Raw genomic sequence first — 219 nt, 5'->3', positions numbered from 1 at the left:
CAATATCATATCGTATGGACACCCAAGTACCGATTTCGCATCCTGAGGAATAACGTTGGTAAAGAGGTCTACAGGCAGATAAGGATCTCAAGTGAACAGCTCGGGATAGAAGTGGTAGAGCTGAATGTCCAGATTGATCATGTCCATTTACTGGTAAAAGTGCCGCCGCGTCTTTCTATTTCACATGTGATAGGTCATTTGAAGGGCAAAACAGCTCTT

Annotated in this window: 1 protein-coding gene; it reads left to right on the top strand. The window is 43.8% G+C overall.

Going from position 1 to position 219, the window contains the following annotated elements; all coding sequences use genetic code 11:
* Positions 1-219 (top strand): IS200/IS605 family transposase (gene tnpA / locus ACSZPU_RS26595; protein ID WP_499004601.1); only part of this gene is annotated, 219 nt, incomplete at both ends.

The organism is Phytobacter sp. V69 (genome assembly GCF_965644215.1).
GTDB lineage: Bacteria > Pseudomonadota > Gammaproteobacteria > Enterobacterales > Enterobacteriaceae > Phytobacter.
This window is presented reverse-complemented; position numbering and strand designations above follow the sequence as displayed.